Origin of the sequence: Nocardia gamkensis NBRC 108242, assembly GCF_001612985.1 — a bacterium.
GTDB classification, from domain to species: domain Bacteria; phylum Actinomycetota; class Actinomycetes; order Mycobacteriales; family Mycobacteriaceae; genus Nocardia; species Nocardia gamkensis.
The window spans coordinates 85,544-101,479 of record NZ_BDBM01000015.1; the positions used below are offsets into that span (position 1 = coordinate 85,544).

Sequence of the window (15,936 nt, forward strand, 5' to 3'; positions counted from 1 at the left end):
CACCCGCCACATAACTTACAACTTGTAAGTTACGACGGGAGAGCACCATGAGCGACCCACGGCGATACGTGGTGATCGGCGGCGGCCTGGCCGGGCTCGCGTCAGCGGTCTGGCTGGCGGAGGCGGGCAAGCAGGTGACCCTCCTGGAGCGCAGAGGACAGCTCGGCGGACGCACCCACGCCATGCGGGCCGAGGCGGTGGACGACCCGCCGGACAACGGCCAGCACGTGATCGCCAGTGGATACGACCACCTGTTCCGCTATCTCACGAGCGTCGGCACCCGGCAATACATCGCCTTTCCGCACGGTGCCACGCTGCGCTGGCCCGACGGCCGCAGCGTCACGATGCGCACCAAGGGAATCGCCGCTGTGCGCACGCTGTTCGGCGCGCATCCCGACGCGAATCCGCTGGAACGCGCGCGGGCCGCGGTCGCCACCGTCCGTCTCGGCCGGCAGTGCCTCAACCAGCCCGCCGACCTGCCCGGCCTCACCACCGAGCAATGGTTCGACCGGGTCGGCATGCCCGCGAAAGCGCGCGAGGCGCTGTGGGATTGGCTGGCGCTCGGCATCGCGGCCGAGCCGGTGCAGCAGGAGTCGGCGAAGGTGTTCGCCGATGTGATGGCCACCGGCATCCGGCTGGGCCTGCGCCACCGGCGAGCCGTCGGCATCGGTTATCCCACCACCGATCTGGACACGCTGTATGTCACCGGGGCGCTGCGCGTCTTCGAGAAGCACGGTGTGCGAGTGCGCTACCGAGCCGTGGCCCGCCGCATTCACATCTCGGACGGGGAAGTCACCGGCGTCGCACTGGCCGACGGCACCACGATCCCGGCCGACGCGGTGGTCTGCGCGGTGCCCAACTCGAACATCGGGGGCCTGCTCGACGAACTGCCCGAGCACGCCGAGATCTACGCGGCCGCGGACAAACTGGGATACACGCCGATCGTCAGCACCAACCTCTACCTCGATCGCCCGTTGGGCACCACGGCCGAGTTCGAGGCCCTGATCGGCGGCACCGGCGTCATCGACGAGGTCTTCGATCGGCAGCGGATGACCGGACGCAGTACCGCGAAAGCCTGGCTGTATTGCCTGACCACCAGTGGCGCCTACGAACAGATCCACAAGACCAGCGACGAGATCGTCGACGAGCAAATGGCGCTGCTGCGCCGCTACTACCCGGCGGCGCGCACGGCGAACGTCGTGCAGGCGCAGGTCGTACGCATGCCGAAAGCCACCTTCTCGCAGGTGGTCGGCACCCACGCGTTGCGTCCGGAGCAACGGACCTCGGTGCCCGGCTTGGTGCTCGCGGGCGACTGGACCGCCACCGACTGGTCGGCGACGATGGAGAGCGCGGTGCAGAGTGCGGCGCGGGCGGTCGATCTCCTGCTCGAGCTACCGTCGACTGCGTGACCACCGATCGCTCCACGGCCGAGCGCGCGAGTACCGAGCCCGCGCGGCCGAAGCGCCGGATGTCCGCCGCCGACCGCCGTACCCAACTGCTGGACGTGGCGCGCGACATCGTCGCCACCGAGGGCTTCGGCGCGGTGAGCATCGATCGGGTGGCGCGCGAGGCGCGGGTGGCCCGCGCGCTGGTATACCAGCAGTTCACCGATCTGTCCGGGCTGACGGCGGCACTGCTGGATCGTGAGTCGGCCATCGCGTTCGCCGGTGTGCGCAGCGTGGACTGGGACGACGGCGACGTGGACCGTGTCGGCCGTGGCATCCTCGCCTACCTGCACGCCGCGCCGACCAGCTGGCGCATCATCCTCAGCCCGTTCGACGGCGGTCCGCCCGAACTGCGTGAGCGGCTCGCACTCGGCCGCGCCTACGCCAGGGCGATCGGCGCGCGCCACTTGTCCCGATATCTCGGGGTCCCCGTGGATCCGAACGGCCCGACGGAGCGGATCCTGTTGGCCGCCATGGAGGAACTGGCCCGCCTGCACCTCATCGACCCGATCGGGTACCCGGACGAACTGGTGCTGCGCTATCTGCGCTCCCTGGTCGACTGGGCGATGCGGATGGAAGCGCCCATCGGCGAGAACTGATCGCACTCCGGGGTGCGACCGTCCACCGATTTACCGGCGGGCTCACCCTTCGGATGGCACCGGCTCCAGGATCTCGGGGCGCGGCTCCGGGGCCGCGATCCGCAGGGCATCGGCGGAGGCGTCGTCCGGTTGGGTCTGCGAGTGAACCTCCGCGTCGACCCGCGCCTGATAGGTCTGGACCTCTCGGTCGATCTCCTCGTCGTCCCAGCCCAGGATGGGTGCGATCAGCTGGGCCACCTGCTCGGCACAATTGGCCCCGCGATGCGGATACTCGATCGAGATCCTGGTCCGCCGGGCCAGGACGTCGTCCAGGTGCAGGGCGCCCTCGGCCGCCGCCGCGTAGACCGCCTCCACCTGTAGATAGGATGGCGCGTCCGTAATCGGCTGCAGGAGTTCGGGTTTGTCGGCGGCGAAGGCCATGACCTCCTCGATGAGCGACCCGTACCGGTCCAGCAGATGCTTGATCCGGTACGGATGCACGCCGAAGGTCTCGGCCAGCTGCACGGTCTGATTGACCAGCGCGAAATACCCGTCGGCGCCGAGCAGCGGCACCTTCGCCGTGACCGACGGCGAGACCCGGGCCGGAATGTCCTCAGCCACTTCGTCCACCGCGTCGTAGGCCATCACGCGATAGGTGGTGTACTTGCCACCCGCGATGCCGACCAGACCGGGTGCGACCCGGGCGACCGCGTGCTCACGCGACAGCTTGGACGTCTCGTCGCTCTCCCCCGCCAGCAGCGGGCGCAGCCCGGCGTACACGCCGTCGATGTCGTCGGGGGTGAGCGGCGTGACCAGCACCTCGTTCACCCGCTCCAGCAGGTAGTCGATATCGGCCTTGGTCGCGGCCGGATGGGCCAGGTCGAGATTCCAGTCCGTGTCGGTGGTGCCGATGATCCAGTGAGCGCCCCATGGGATGACGAACAGCACGGAAGTCGCGGTGCGCAGGATGATCGCGGTGTCGCTGACGATCCGGTCCCTGGGCACCACGATGTGCACGCCTTTCGAAGCCCGCACGTGGAACCGGCCCCGCTGGTGCGACAGGGCTTGGACTTCGTCGGTCCACACGCCGGTCGCGTTGATCACCACATGCCCACGGACCTCGCCGGTACGCCCGTCCTCGGTGTCGCGCACCTTCACGCCGACCACCCGGTCCGCCTCGCGCAGGAACCCGACCACCTGGGTGGACGTGCGGATCACCGCGCCGTAGTGCGCGGCCGTGCGCGCCACCATCATGGTGTGGCGCGCGTCGTCGACGACCGTGTCGTAGTAGGCGACACCGCCGATCAGCGAGTCGCGCCGCAGCCCCGGCGCAAGCCGCAGAGCGCCCGCGCGGGTCAGATGCTGTTGACCCGGTACCGATTTGGCGCCGCCCATGGTGTCGTAGAGGACCAAGCCGGCGGCCACATACGGTCGCTCCCAGACCCGGTGGGTCAGCGGGTACAGGAACCGCAGCGGCTTCACCAGGTGCGGCGCCAGGGTGGACAGCGCGAGCTCGCGTTCCCGCAGCGCCTCGCGCACCAATCCGAACTCCAGCTGTTCCAGATATCGCAGCCCGCCGTGGAACATCTTCGACGACCGGCTGGAGGTGCCCGACCCGAGATCGCGGGCTTCGACCAGGGCGACCTGCAACCCCCTCGTCGCCGCGTCCAACGCGATGCCGGCCCCCACCACACCACCGCCGACGACGACCACATCGAAATGATCCTTGCCGAAGCGCTCCCAGGCCACCCTGCGCTGCTCCGGCCCGAGGGCCTGCGAATCCGGTTTCTTGGCCATGCTCGACTCCTCCAGCCGACGCGGATGTGTCCGATCGAGCGTTCAGGTCCAGGCTAGGCGAACCGCCACGGATCGACCGCCCGCGCCCCGGTTCGTGTCGCCCCGGCCTACTCGCCGGTAACAAGACCACCCTAACCGAGCGGCGATTCATCGCGCACAGCCCGGTGCGGCACCCGGCACCCGGTCGCGCCCCGGCCGGATGCAACCACCGGAGATCACTCGATCGCTTTCGCCGGTCGCGGCACCGGAGTCATGGCGAGAGCCTCCGGTACGGCGTCGAACGCCTGGCGCACACGAGTTGCGAGCGAGTCCGTTTCGGGATTGTCGGCGCAGGCGCTCCAGACATCGAGAGCGCAGTGGAATGCGGCGACAACGATGTCGAGCGCGAGGCGGGGGCGCTGATCGACACGAGGATCGATGTCGAAGCGTGCCCCTAAGATCTCCAGGGCCTCGCCGACCGTCCGAGCGCAGAACTGCAGGTTGTGCGCGCCCATCGAGGGCGTGGACTGCGCGAGACGGTGACTGCGTGCGGCACGGTCCGCCCAGCCGTCCGGGGGCATCCGATCCAGGGCCGCCAGCAGGCTGTTCTGCAGTGTCCGGTGCAGCGGTCCGGCGTCTGTGGCGCGGTTGGCCAGATCTGCGAGGAATTCGGCCCACAGTTGCCGCAGCGGCGCCATCGCGACGTCTTCCTTGCTGGTGAAGTTGCGAAAGAACGTGCGTTTGGACACGTCGACGGCGTCGCACAGCTCATCGAGCGTGACGTCGTCGAAGCCGCGGTCGGTGAACAGGTGCAGAGCGGTGTCGACGAAAGCCTGCCGGGTGCGCTGCTTCTTGCGTTCGCGCAGCGGCAGGCGATCGATCGCGGCTTCGGTCATGAACCGAGCATAGCGACCGAACGCTTCCGAGTAGCTATCGCCACTTGACATCATTTGCCCCTCAGTGGCACTTTTGGAGGCACCGCCGGGCGACCGGTGACGTAGCCTCCCGGTATACGAAAGGCGTTGTGGCATGCGCGCATTGGTTGTCGACCGTTCCGCCTCCTCCGGTTTGCGTCTCGGGGAGGTAGCAGATCCGGAGCCCACGCCGCATCAGGCGGTGGTGCGCGTGAGCGCGACCTCACTCAACGAAGGAGAGCTCCGCTACGTGCTCGCCGATGCACCCGAAGGTTCCGTACTGGGCTGGGATGCGGCGGGCATCGTGGAGAGGGCGGCCGCCGACGGCTCCGGCCCGCCGGTCGGCACGCCGGTGGTCACGCTGGGCTGGACCGGGGCTTGGGCGGAGTTGCGTGCGGTCGACACGGATCTCGTCGGCACGGTTCCGGCAGGCGCGGACCTGGCGAAGATCAGCACTGTTCCGGTCGCGGCAGCAACGGCGCTGCGATCCTTACATCGACTCGGCCCCATTCTGGGGCGGCGCGTGCTGATCACCGGAGCGACCGGCGGCACCGGCCGCTACGCGGTCCAGCTCGCCCGTCTCGGTGGAGCGCACGTCATCGCATCGACCGGTGACCCGGCCACGCACGCGCACAGTTTGCGTGAACTCGGCGCAGCCGAGGTGATCAGCGATCCCGCCGACCTACCGGCCCCGGTCGACGGCGTGATCGACTTGGTGGGCGGTAGACAACTCGTCGACGCCTACCAGCGTTTGTCGGAGGGCGGCACCGTGGTCGCCGTCGGTCACACCGCCGGCGCGGACGAGACCTTCCCCTTCGGAACGTTCTTCGGTGATCAGGGACGCCACGACCGGTCGATCACCACGTTCTTCCTGCTCGCGTGCACGAATCTGGGCCCGGACTTGAGCTGGCTGGCCGAACGGGTCGCGAGCGGGACCTTGGACCCGAACATCGCTTGGCGGGGCGATTGGACTCGGGTCGGTGAAGCCGCTCAGACCTTGCTTTCCCGCCGTCTGCACGGCAAGGCAGTGCTGGAACTGCATTGAGTCCGCGGCCCGGCTCGCGCGAACGCGAGCCAGGAAGGGGCCGCGAACCCCCAGCGCCGCAGGCGCTGGAAAATTTACACTGCACGGATGCGTCGTTATGTGGCCGCCATCGATCAGGGTACGACCTCGAGTCGGTGCATCGTCTTCGACCGTCAGGGGCACGTCGTCGGCGTCGCCCAGCGTGAGCACGAGCAGATCTTCCCGCAACCGGGCTGGGTGGAGCACGATCCCGAAACAATTTGGCGCGATACCGAATTCGTCCTCGGCGACGTGCTGGAGCGCAGCGGGCTCGGCGCTGAGGACATCGCCGCGGTGGGGGTCACCAATCAGCGCGAGACGACGGTGGTGTGGGATCGCTCGACCGGGCGGCCGGTGTACAACGCGATCGTCTGGCAGGACACCCGTACCGACCGGCTATGCGCCGAACTGGGCGGCGACGCGGGACCGGCCCGCTACCAGGATCGCACCGGACTCCCGCTGTCCACCTATTTCGCGGGGCCGAAGCTGCGCTGGATCCTGGACAACGTGCCCGGTGTGCGAGAGCGCGCGGAGGCGGGCGAGCTGTGCTTCGGCACCGTCGACAGCTGGGTGCTGTGGAATCTCACCGGCGAGCACATCACCGATGTGACCAACGCCTCCCGCACCATGCTGCTGGACCTGCGCTCCTTGCAGTGGGATTCGGAGATCTGCGCGGAGTTCGGCGTGCCGGAGTCGATGCTGCCGCAGGTGCGCAGTTCCTCGGAGGTCTACGCCCCGATCAGTTCCGGACCGCTGGCCGGGGTGCCGGTCGCGGGCATCCTCGGCGACCAGCAGGCCGCCACCTTCGGCCAGGCCTGCTTGTCGCCGGGCGAGGCCAAGAACACCTACGGCACCGGCAATTTCATGCTGCTCAATACCGGAACCACACCGGTGTTCAGCAAGCACGGCCTGCTCACCACGGTGTGTTACCGCCTCGGTGACGCGGACGCGGTGTACGCCTTGGAGGGCTCGATCGCGGTCACCGGCTCGCTGGTGCAGTGGTTCCGGGACAACCTGGGCATCATCTCCGCCGCCGACGAGATCGAGCCGCTGGCCCGCAGCGTCGACGACAACGGCGGCGCCTACATCGTTCCCGCCTTCTCCGGGCTGTTCGCTCCCCGCTGGCGTCCGGACGCGCGCGGCGTGATCGCCGGGCTCACCCGTTTCGTCACCAAAGCACATCTCGCGCGCGCGGTGCTGGAATCCACCGCGTTCCAGACCCGTGAGGTGGTGGACGCGATGCGCGCCGACGCCGAGTCCCAGCGGCTCGGGTTGGAGCTGACCACGTTGAAGGTGGACGGCGGCATGGTCGGCAACGACCTGCTCATGCAGTTCCAATCCGACATCCTCGACGTGCCCGTGGTGCGCCCGGTGGTCAACGAGACCACGGCGCTCGGCGCGGCGTACGCGGCCGGGCTCGCCGTCGGCTACTGGGCGGGCACCGACGACATCCGCGCCAACTGGACCGCCGACAAAACCTGGCACCCGGCGATGTCGGACGCCGACCGGGCCGAGCACTACGCCGCGTGGAACAAGGCCGTCGAGCGCACCTACGGCTGGGTGGACTGACGACCGCACGGATGGGATTTCGCTATTCACCTATGGCACGCGCCAAGCGCGCGACCGCCTCCCGAAGCGTCGCCGCCTCCGAGGTGGTGAAGCACAGACGCATCGAATTCCGATGGGCGCCGGAGACCGCGAACGCCTCGCCGGGGACGTAGGCGACGCCGAGATCGACGGCGCGGGGCAACAAGTCCACGGTGTCGGTGCCATCGGTGAAATCGACCCACACGAACATGCCACCCGCGGCGTCGGTGCTCACCAGCCGGTCACCGAAGCGCATACGCAGCTCGTCCACCAGGACACGCGCTCGCGCACCGTAGACCCGCCGGACCTCCCGCACATGCGCTTCCAGCCACTCGGCATCCGCGAGCAGTTCCGCGGCGATCTGCTGGGTCAGGGCGGATCCGCACAGGTCCGCGCCCTGCTTCAACAACTCCACACCCCTGCACACCGCGTCGGGCGCGGTCATCCAGCCCACCCGCAAGGTCGGAGCCAACGTCTTCGACGCGCTCGACAGCCGGATCACGTGGGACGAATACGCCGCGACGGGCTCCGGCGACGGGTTGTCGAACCACAGCTCGCCGTATGGATCGTCTTCGATCACCCAGAATCCATACCGCTCGGCGAGTTCGGCGAGTTCACGACGACGCCCCGGGCTCATGGTGACGCCGCGCGGATTGTGGAAATTGCTCACCGTGTGCACCAGTGCAGGCCGCTCGCCGCGGCCGAGCAGGTCGGCCAGCGTGTCGACCCGCATACCCTCGGCATCCAGCGGAACGGTGACGATGCGCGATCCGGCGGCGCGGAACACTTGCAGCGCGCCGACGTACGCCGGATCCTCGACCACGACGAGCGCACCCGGGTCCAGCAGCACTTCGGCGAGCAGCGACAGCGCCTGCTGCGAACCGTGGGTGACGAACACCTCCTCGAGCGGCACCGGCCGCCCCAGCCGCACGGTCTCGCGTGCCGCGAGCACCTCGCGCAGCGGGCCCCAGCCCGCCGATTCGGTGTATTGCAGTCGTGCGCGGTCCGCCAGCGCCGACTCCGCGGCCTGCGCGATCCGGTCACGTGGCATCAACTGCTCGTCGGGCAGGCCGCCCGCCAGACTGACCACGTCGTCGCGCGCGGCCACCTTCAGCAGATCACGAATCGCCGAACTCTGCAGACCGCCGAGACGCCGGGCCAGCGGTGGAGTGATCGACGACATGGACACCTCCGAGGAATGCGCGATACCCCACTGTCGCACATTCATACCAGACTCTGAAATTAAAATCTCACATTTTGAGATGACGGGCTCAGTCGATCAGATAGATGAGGGTCCGTCCGTCCAGGTTCACGGTGGTGATCACGGGGAAGTACTTGGCCTCGGTGCCATCGGGACGGCGTTCGATGAGCTCGACGTTGAAGCGGTCGGGGGCCATCTCCGCGATCCGCAGGCAATAGGCCGTGCCCTGCGGGATGTGCTGGTCGATGGTCTTCTGCAGGTCGACAGGCGGTTCGACGTTCGCCCCCGGTGCCACGAAAGTGTGCGCGCGGGTGGCGCTGCGCTCGGAATAGTACGCATGCTCGAAGCCGAGAATCGCGCGGATCCCACTGCTCGTATCACCGGGGCCGTTACCGAAGGTGACATTGCCCTCGGTGCGGGTCGGGCAGTTCATCACCACGGCGCTGGTGGCGGCCGAAGCAGCCGTGCCGTCCTGGCCGTCATCGCCGCCGCCGGCCATCACGATGGTCACCGTCAGCGCGACCAACGCCACCACCGCCGCGAGCGTCCCCAGCACGACCCAGCGCCGCGAGGGACTACGCCGCGCAGGCGGTGGCTTCTCGGGAAGGCGCAGCGCGAGCCGCATGGCGACCGGGTCCTCGGCCCAGGACAGAGCCGACTCGGCGGGCGGCGGAGGCTTCGGAACGCCGCCTTCCAGCGTCGGCCGGTTCCACCACGAGTCCTGCTCGCCGTCCTTGGGCTGCGGGCGCGCGGCCTCCGCGGCAGGCGGCTGGGCAGCCGCGGGCGGCGCTACCGGCCGTTCGGAGTAGACCGTCGAATCCGGTGCGCGAAACTGCGGGGACAGTGCGGGCGTCGTCTCCGGCTGCCCTGCCGGACGCCAGGTGAGTTCGGGGTGGTCGGTCGACTGCTGCGGCACCTGCCAGCCCGGGCCGGTGTTCGCGGCCATCGGGGGACCGAATTCCGCGACGGGCGGCCCGAACTCGGAGACCGGCGGCCCGAACTCCCCCAACGACGGACCGAACTCCGAACCGGACTGATCGGATTCGTTCTCCCTCGCATCACCCTCGGAGGTCACACCCAATCCTTTCCCAGGACACACAAGTGGGGCGGCCGCGAACGGCCGCCCCACCCGTCGAAAACAGCACGTGTCAGTACTGGAGTGAACCACCCCACTGCGTGGTGGCACCACCCACGTCGACGGTCTGCGGAGCGAAGTCGCCCGGCTGAAGCGGAAGCTTAACCTGTGCGGCGGCTTCCAGGGCGGCCGCGCCGCCCGGCTGCTCGCGGATCCAGTCCTCCACCGCGGCCTTGGCCTGGTTCAGCTGCGTGGTGTCGAACACCGAGGTGGTGTTGTTCGACGCCAGGCCCTCGCCACCGGTGTAGGTGGTCAGCTTGACGGTGTTCTTGTCGACGAACTCCACCGAGACACCGGCTTCGCCCGCGCCGGTCGGCGTGCGGTAGCCGATGGTGCCGACGTACCCGGCCTCGTTACTGAAGTGGTGGGTGTTGGCCACGTGGCCCGGCAGCAAGGTGCCGCCGTCGATGTTCGCGCCGATCTCCGCGTGCGGACCGGTCATCTCCACGACCGGGGCGGCCGGGGCTGCCTCCATGCGTGGCGCCTGCCAGCGCGGCTGAGCCTGCGGCTGCACCAGCGTGGAGCTCTCCGGCTGCCGTGCCGGGGCGTTGTCGCTCTGGGCGTCCGGCTGCGGCGCGGCCTGCTGGCCGGGCTGCGGAGCCGCCTGCTGCCCTGGCTGCGGCGCGGCCTGGTCCGGCGAGACCGCGGCCTGCGGGTCACTCGGCTTCTGCTGGCCGGGGACCGGCAGCGGCGCGACACGCGGCGGGGTCACGCCCGGCTGGGTCGGCTTGGCGAGCTTCGGATCCTTCTGATCGGGCGCGGCGTGGTCCGACTCCGGCGTGGTGACGCCCGGCTGACGCGGCGTCGGCTTGCTCTCCGGCTTCTCCGAATCCTGCTTGGACTCGGGCTTGTTCGGCTCCGGCTGCGTGGTCTCCGGGGTGCTCGGCGACTCGTTCACACCCGGCTGCGCGGGAGCAGGCGTCGGCGGAGTGGTCGGATCGTTCGGAGCCGCCCCCGCAGGCGCAGCGAAGAGAGTGGCCACGGCAGCCGCTGTGGCCAGTGGCAACGAGGTGCTCGCCATCGCTCGCTGCGCCCGACTCGGCTTACGATGTTTCACTTTTCGCGCTTCCTTCCCGGGTGCGGCCGAATCGGCCGCATACAGGTTGTCCCTGGGTGAGACGCCTGATCGTCGAACGACCCGGGCCGTTCGCCGTGCCGATTCGGAAAGGACCCTTCCCCCCACACCGAACTCCGCGACCGTCCTTCGATCGCATCTCTGCCGGAAGTGAACCACATGTGCGCACGATGGGCAACGCGGCGAATAGCCATGGCTGGCAAGAGCGCCCGCATCCCGTGCCTGCCCCGAGTTCACCGGGCACGATGTCCGGGATCGGACACGGCACCGATGCGCCGGAAAGCGGTCAGTCGAGGTCGTCGTGCCGCATCAGCAACCGCGCCGCCTCGGTCACCGAACCCGTGAGCGACGGGTACACCGAGAAGGTCTGGGCCAGGTCGTTGACCGTCAGATTGTTCTGCACCGCAAGGGCGATCGGCAGGATCAGTTCAGAGGCGATCGGCGCGACGACGACGCCGCCGATCACAACGCCGGTCGCGGGGCGGCAGAAGATCTTGACGAAACCACGCCGCAGACTCGACATCTTGGCGCGCGGGTTCGTGTTCAGCGGCAGCATCACCGTGCGCGCGGGAACCTCGCCGTTGTCGATCGCGGTCTGGCTGACGCCCACGGTCGCGATCTCCGGCCGGGTGAACACCGCGGAGGCGACGGTCTTCAGGCGAATCGGGCTCACGCCCTCGCCGAGCGCGTGGTACATCGCGATGCGTCCCTGCATCGCGGCCACCGAGGCCAGCGGCAGCAGGCCGGTGCAGTCGCCCGCTGCGTAGATGCCGGGCACCGAGGTGCGCGACACGCGGTCCACCCGCAGGTAACCACCGCGGTCGAGTTCGATGCCTACCCGCTCCAGCCCGAGTCCTCCCGTGTTGGGCGTCGAACCGACGGTCATGAGCGCGTGCGAGCCGGAAACGGTGCGCCCGTCGGAGAGCTTGACCACGATGCCGTCGGCGGTGCGCTCCACCGCGTCCGCGCGCGCGTGCTTGACCAGTTCGACGCCGCGCTCGGCGAGCGCGTCCTCCAGCACCAGCGCGGCGTCGGCGTCCTCGCCGGGCAGCACGCGGTCGCGGCTGGAGACCAGCTTCACCCGCACACCCATCTCGGTGTAGGCGGAGACGAACTCCGCGCCCGTCACACCGGAACCGACGACCACCAGGGTCTCCGGCAGTTCCTCCAGGTCGTAGAGCTGACGCCAGTTGAGGATGCGCTCACCGTCCGGTTCCGCGCCCGGCAGCACCCGCGGGCTCGCACCGGTGGCGATCAGCACGACCTCTGCCTCGATGGTCTGCTGCGCGCCGTCGGCCAGCTTGGCCAGCACCCGGTGCGCGGCCAGGCCGCCGCCGCGCTCGATCAGCTCGCCGTAGCCTGCCAGCACGGTCACTCCGACGGTCTGCAACTTCGAGCGGATGTCGGAGGACTGCGCGAGCGCCAGCGCCTTCACGCGCTCGTTCACCTCCGTCAGCTGCACCTGCGCCTGGTTCGGGTCCAGGGTGATGCCGAGATCACGTGCGCGGCGCAGGTCGGTGCGCACGCCGGTCGAGGCGATGAAGGTTTTCGAAGGGACGCAGTCCCACAGCACGCACGCCCCGCCGATCCCGTCGGAATCGATCAGCGTCACCGACGCTCCGTGCTGGGCCGCCACCAGGGCCGCCTCATAGCCGGCCGGTCCGCCACCGATGATCGCGATGCGGGTCATTGATACCTCCGCTCGTGCTTCGCGCCGGGATCTCCGGCACGGGGTAAACGTTATCCGGCAACCACCTCGCACCACCGACCGCGTTACCGCTGCGCAACGGGTCCCCGCCGCGCGCCGCGCCGCAGGTGCGGCAATCGAACGCGGTCCGTGAAGATTATTGGCTACCCTTTGCTGGTGCCGATCTATGCCGCTTACGGGTCCAACATGGACTCGACGCAGATGCTCGAGCGCTGTCCGCACTCCCCCATGTCCGGGACGGGCTGGTTGGAGGGCTGGCGGCTGACCTTTGCCGGTGACGACATCGGCTGGGAAGGGCCTCTCGCGACGGTCGTCGAGGACCCCGGTTCCCGGGTCTTCGTCGTGCTCTACGACGTGTCGCCGGAGGACGAGCAGCGGCTGGACCGGTGGGAGGGTTCGGACTTCGGTATCCACAAGAAGATCCGCTTGCGCGTCACCCGGAACGCCGACGGCGGCGAACCCACGCTGGCCTGGCTCTACGTGCTGGACGCCTACGAGGGCGGCCTGCCCTCGGCCCGCTACATCGGCGTGATCGCCGACGCCGCCGAAAAAGCGGGCGCGCCAGAGGATTACGTGCACGCCCTACGCACTCGCAACAGCCGCAACGTCGGCCCGGGCAACTTCGGCTGACCGCGTCACACCGCAACGTCGGCGGCACGGCCGTCTTTTCCGGGTCGGCCATGCCGCCGACGCATTCCAAGCCCATTGGGTGCGAGGCCATCGAGCACCATTCACGGCCCGGCCGACCCTGCCGCTGTCGCACTCACAGCCAAGTTGAGTGCGAGGCCGTCGAGCACCGTTCGCGGCCCGGCTCGCGTCCGAGTGGGCGAAGCGCATGCGCCGCAGGCGCTGGAAATCAGACAGAGCCGAGCACGAGATTGGTCAGCACCCGGACGCCGACCGCGAGCGCCCGCTCATCGATGTCGAAGGTCGGCTGGTGCAGATCCAGCTGTTCGCCCTCGCCGGACCAGACGCCCAGGCGCGCCATCGCGCCCGGCACCTTCTCCAGGTACCAGGAGAAGTCCTCGCCGCCGCCGGACTGCGGGGTGTCGGCCAGCGCGTCGGGGCCGAGCGCGCGGATCGCGTCCTCGAAGATGCGGGTGGAATGCTCGTCGTTGACCACAGGGGGCACGCCGCGCCGGTAGTTCAGCTGGTAGCGCACGCCCGTCGGGGCCAGCAGGCCGTCGACGATCTCGCGCACCATCGGCTCCAGCAACGACCAGGTGCCGTGATCTCCGGTGCGGATGGTGCCGGTGAGCATGCCGGTCTGCGGAATGGCGTTGGGCGCCTTTCCCGCGCTCACCGCGCCCCACACCATCACGGTGCTGGTGCGCGGATCGATGCGGCGGCTGAGCAGGCCGGGCAGGCCGGTGATGACCGAGCCGATCGCGTAGACCAGGTCACTGGTCAGGTGCGGACGGGAGGTGTGGCCGCCCGGCGAGTCGAGCACCAGCTCGATGGTGTCGGCGGCGGAGGTGATCGCGCCCACGCGGATGCCGATCCGGCCCACCTCGAGGCGCGGGTCGCAGTGCAGCGCGAAGATCCGCTCCACACCCGTCATCGCACCGGCGGCGACCACGTCGATCGCGCCGCCCGGCATGATCTCCTCGGCGGGCTGGAAGACCAGCCGCACGCCGACCGGCAGTTCCGGCGCCTCGGCCAGGGCCAGTGCCGTGCCGAGCAGGATGGTGGTGTGCGCGTCGTGGCCGCACGCGTGCGACACGCCCGGCACCGTAGAGGCGAAGGGCAGTCCGGTGAACTCCTGCAGGGGCAGCGCGTCCATGTCGGCACGCAGGCCGATGCGCGGGCCGTCCGGTCCGATATCACAGATCAAGCCGGTGCCGCCGGGCAGAACCTGCGGCGTCAGACCCGCCTTGGTCAGCCACGCCGAGACGAACTCGGTCGTGCCGAACTCGGTACGGGACAGTTCCGGGTTGGCGTGGATGTGCCTGCGCCACTGGACGAGATCGACCGTGTGGTCGGCCAGCCACGACTCCACCGCTTCCCGCCCGGATCCCACGGTCTCCGACGCTACGGAGCTGCCGGGGCCCTCCGTGGCCACGCGGACGCCCGCTGCCGGGCCCGTCGCCTGCGCCGCCGAACGGCCGGTTGTGCTCACCGAATGTCCTCCTGTCGTTGAACTAGCCGTTGCAACAACCTGTCTCTATGGATGTCATCGCGGGCGACGGCGATTGCGGTACGCGCGAGCGCGAGCGCACCGTCGAGGACCGCACGATCCGCCGAGGCGTTGACGCTGGCCGCGGCGAAGCCTGGCTGATGTGTCACCGCACCACCGGCATCGATGCCGATGACCGGGTGAATGCCCGGAATGACGTTGGTGACGTTCCCCATATCGGTGCTGCCCAGCGGCCGCTGCGCCTCGAACTCCGGAGCCAGCGGCACGCGTCCCAATCCGGTGAGCTGCTCGCGATAGGCCAGCAGTAATTCCGGATCCGGGGTCAGCTCGGTATACGTCGGCGCGAGCGTCCGGATTTCGTGGGTGCAGCCGGTCGCGAGGGCGCCCGCCTCGAAGCAAGCCGACGCTCGTCGCGTCAGATCGTCGAGGGATGCGGAGTCGACTGCGCGTAGGTAATACAGCAGTTCCGCACGTCCGGGCACGATGTTGGGAGCTACGCCACCGTCGCCGACTATACCGTGCAGTTGCTGGCCAGGCAGGAGATGCTGCCGTAGCAATCCCAGAGCAACCTGCGCGACGGTCACCGCGTCGCCCGCGTTGCGCCCCTGCTCCGGGGCCGCGCTGGCGTGCGCCTCCCGTCCGTGGAAGACCACCGACACGTCGGCCAGAGCCAGCGAGCGGGCGCCGACGATGTCGAGCGGACCCGGGTGCACCATCATCGCCATCGCGACGTCGTCGAACACTCCACGCTCCAGCATGAGCACCTTGCCACCGCCGCTCTCCTCGGCGGGCGTGCCGAACACCAGCACGGTGAGATCCAGCGCGTCGGCGACCTCGGCGAGACCCAGCGCCGCGCCCACCGCGGCAGCGGCGATGATGTTGTGCCCGCAGGCGTGCCCGATCTCGGGCAGCGCGTCGTACTCCGCGCAGAGACCGACGGTCAGCGACCCGCTGCCATAGCGCGCGCGGAAGGCCGTCGGCAGGTCGGCGACCCCGCTCTCGATCTCGAAACCGCGCTCGGCCAGCGGTGCCATGGTCTTGGCGACGCTGCGGGTCTCCTCGAACGCCAGCTCGGGTTCGTCGTGAATCGAGTGCGAGAGCCCGATCAATTCGGCGGCCGTCGCCCGGATGGCGGCGTCACTGCGAGCGACAGCGTCGACCCCGCGCACGGCGTTGCCGTCGTGCTGCGCTTCTCGGCGCCCGCTGCGCGATGGTGGCATGCAACACAGTCTCGCACTGTGTTTGATTTGCCGCGCCTTCGCGCGGCGTGTTCGCGGCCCCTTCATGGCTCGCGTTCGCGCGACCGCCGCTTGCTCC

General features: G+C 69.3%; 13 protein-coding genes. 5 read left to right on the forward strand and 8 right to left on the reverse strand.

Features of this window, described 5'->3' with window-relative positions; translation table 11 throughout:
* Positions 1-47: 47 nt before the first annotated feature.
* Together hpnE and NG1_RS14740 are read left to right on the forward strand one after the other, a co-directional pair.
* Complete coding sequence (gene hpnE / locus NG1_RS14735; protein ID WP_062971112.1) at positions 48-1,409, forward strand: hydroxysqualene dehydroxylase HpnE; 1,362 nt, start codon at positions 48-50, stop codon at positions 1,407-1,409.
* A 59-nt stretch (positions 1,410-1,468) separates the two neighbouring features.
* Positions 1,469-2,044 (forward strand): TetR/AcrR family transcriptional regulator, encoded by a 576-nt coding sequence (locus NG1_RS14740; protein WP_062971214.1) that lies wholly within the window; start codon positions 1,469-1,471, stop codon positions 2,042-2,044.
* A gap of 42 nt (positions 2,045-2,086) precedes the next feature.
* Here NG1_RS14740 and NG1_RS14745 read toward each other — a convergent pair whose 3' ends face one another.
* Both NG1_RS14745 and NG1_RS14750 read right to left on the reverse strand, forming a co-directional pair.
* The gene (locus NG1_RS14745; protein ID WP_062971113.1) at positions 2,087-3,820 is read right to left on the reverse strand and encodes a glycerol-3-phosphate dehydrogenase/oxidase; all 1,734 of its coding nucleotides are present in this window, start codon (positions 3,818-3,820) and stop codon (positions 2,087-2,089) included.
* Positions 3,821-4,035: 215 nt separating this feature from the next.
* Positions 4,036-4,695: a TetR/AcrR family transcriptional regulator gene (locus NG1_RS14750; protein ID WP_062971115.1), complete on the reverse strand. Its 660-nt coding sequence runs from the start codon at positions 4,693-4,695 to the stop codon at positions 4,036-4,038.
* A gap of 133 nt (positions 4,696-4,828) precedes the next feature.
* On the opposite strand from NG1_RS14750, the gene NG1_RS14755 reads away from it, so the two are divergent.
* The gene (locus tag NG1_RS14755; protein WP_062971117.1) at positions 4,829-5,758 is read left to right on the forward strand and encodes a zinc-binding dehydrogenase; all 930 of its coding nucleotides are present in this window, start codon (positions 4,829-4,831) and stop codon (positions 5,756-5,758) included.
* A gap of 87 nt (positions 5,759-5,845) precedes the next feature.
* Entirely contained in the window at positions 5,846-7,345 is a 1,500-nt protein-coding gene (glpK, locus tag NG1_RS14760) for a glycerol kinase GlpK (RefSeq protein WP_062971119.1), read from the forward strand.
* Positions 7,346-7,367: 22 nt separating this feature from the next.
* Here glpK and NG1_RS14765 read toward each other — a convergent pair whose 3' ends face one another.
* From NG1_RS14765 to NG1_RS14780, 4 genes are all read right to left on the reverse strand, one after another.
* Positions 7,368-8,546 carry an aminotransferase-like domain-containing protein gene (locus NG1_RS14765; RefSeq protein ID WP_062971121.1) on the reverse strand — a complete coding sequence of 393 codons (1,179 nt, stop codon included), beginning with the start codon at positions 8,544-8,546 and terminating at the stop codon, positions 7,368-7,370.
* A gap of 88 nt (positions 8,547-8,634) precedes the next feature.
* Positions 8,635-9,639, reverse strand: coding sequence for a DUF8176 domain-containing protein (locus NG1_RS14770; protein ID WP_062971216.1), 1,005 nt, complete (start codon positions 9,637-9,639; stop codon positions 8,635-8,637).
* 73 nt (positions 9,640-9,712) lie between these two features.
* Positions 9,713-10,681: a hypothetical protein gene (locus NG1_RS14775; RefSeq protein WP_062971217.1), complete on the reverse strand. Its 969-nt coding sequence runs from the start codon at positions 10,679-10,681 to the stop codon at positions 9,713-9,715.
* 379 nt (positions 10,682-11,060) lie between these two features.
* A complete protein-coding gene (locus NG1_RS14780; protein ID WP_062971124.1) occupies positions 11,061-12,464 on the reverse strand; it encodes an NAD(P)H-quinone dehydrogenase in 1,404 nt (467 codons plus the stop codon).
* 174 nt (positions 12,465-12,638) lie between these two features.
* Between NG1_RS14780 and NG1_RS14785 the strand changes: the two genes are divergently transcribed.
* A complete protein-coding gene (locus NG1_RS14785) occupies positions 12,639-13,112 on the forward strand; it encodes a gamma-glutamylcyclotransferase family protein (protein WP_040865062.1) in 474 nt (157 codons plus the stop codon).
* A gap of 226 nt (positions 13,113-13,338) precedes the next feature.
* Here NG1_RS14785 and NG1_RS14790 read toward each other — a convergent pair whose 3' ends face one another.
* A complete protein-coding gene (locus NG1_RS14790) occupies positions 13,339-14,481 on the reverse strand; it encodes a M20 family metallopeptidase (RefSeq protein WP_373686128.1) in 1,143 nt (380 codons plus the stop codon).
* A gap of 116 nt (positions 14,482-14,597) precedes the next feature.
* The gene (locus NG1_RS14795; protein ID WP_084498925.1) at positions 14,598-15,839 is read right to left on the reverse strand and encodes a M20 family metallopeptidase; all 1,242 of its coding nucleotides are present in this window, start codon (positions 15,837-15,839) and stop codon (positions 14,598-14,600) included.
* Positions 15,840-15,936: the final 97 nt, after the last annotated feature.

What these genes read in the sequence shown, in the direction of transcription:
- hpnE (WP_062971112.1), top strand. Translation starts at nt 48, where the DNA reads ATGAGCGACCCACGGCGATACGTGGTGATCGGCGGCGGCCTGGCCGGG.
- NG1_RS14740 (WP_062971214.1), top strand. Translation starts at nt 1,469, where the DNA reads ATGTCCGCCGCCGACCGCCGTACCCAACTGCTGGACGTGGCGCGCGAC.
- NG1_RS14745 (WP_062971113.1), bottom strand. Translation starts at nt 3,820, where the DNA reads ATGGCCAAGAAACCGGATTCGCAGGCCCTCGGGCCGGAGCAGCGCAGG.
- NG1_RS14750 (WP_062971115.1), bottom strand. Translation starts at nt 4,695, where the DNA reads ATGACCGAAGCCGCGATCGATCGCCTGCCGCTGCGCGAACGCAAGAAG.
- NG1_RS14755 (WP_062971117.1), top strand. Translation starts at nt 4,829, where the DNA reads ATGCGCGCATTGGTTGTCGACCGTTCCGCCTCCTCCGGTTTGCGTCTC.
- glpK (WP_062971119.1), top strand. Translation starts at nt 5,846, where the DNA reads ATGCGTCGTTATGTGGCCGCCATCGATCAGGGTACGACCTCGAGTCGG.
- NG1_RS14765 (WP_062971121.1), bottom strand. Translation starts at nt 8,546, where the DNA reads ATGTCGTCGATCACTCCACCGCTGGCCCGGCGTCTCGGCGGTCTGCAG.
- NG1_RS14780 (WP_062971124.1), bottom strand. Translation starts at nt 12,464, where the DNA reads ATGACCCGCATCGCGATCATCGGTGGCGGACCGGCCGGCTATGAGGCG.
- NG1_RS14795 (WP_084498925.1), bottom strand. Translation starts at nt 15,839, where the DNA reads ATGCCACCATCGCGCAGCGGGCGCCGAGAAGCGCAGCACGACGGCAAC.